Genomic DNA, 486 nt, shown 5'->3' with positions numbered 1-486 from the left:
GTTCAGACCGTGGTGGAGACCATACGATCTTCCCGATTACACGCTCTACCGCAAGGGCTGGGAAATCGGCGACGGCGTACATATTGCAACCGGTAACTACACAAAATCCTTCACAGATTTAAGTATTGCGTCACCGGGCGTAAAGTCTGATTTCGTAAGAACCTACAACTCTATGAGCGATGAAGAAGGCTCATTCGGTATTGGCTGGGATTTCAATATTGACGTCAGCAAAATAGTGATTTCTGCGGCCGGTTACTATCAGGTAGTGCTTCCCGACGGCTCTAACACCACGTTTAAGGACGACGGCAACGGCGGCTTTGAGTGCTTGAACGCTCACAGCACAATGACAAAATCTGGTGACGAGTATACAATTACAAACGCAGCGCAGTCTCAGTATCACTTTAATGCAGACGGCGAGCTTGACTGGGTAAAGGACGCAAACGGCAACACTTTGACGATTTCCGCTATGTCCAACAATCAGAGAAT

Annotated in this window: 1 protein-coding gene; it reads left to right on the top strand. The window is 48.1% G+C overall.

Annotation, left to right across the window (positions count from 1 at the left end):
• Positions 1-486 (top strand): DUF6531 domain-containing protein (locus OCV67_RS13520; RefSeq protein ID WP_178085194.1); only part of this gene is annotated, 486 nt, incomplete at both ends.

Origin of the sequence: Porcipelethomonas ammoniilytica, from assembly GCF_025567485.1 — a bacterium.
Taxonomy (GTDB): domain Bacteria; phylum Bacillota; class Clostridia; order Oscillospirales; family Ruminococcaceae; genus Porcipelethomonas; species Porcipelethomonas ammoniilytica.
Note: the sequence above shows the minus strand (reverse complement) of the source record. Positions and strands in the feature narration are given on the sequence as shown.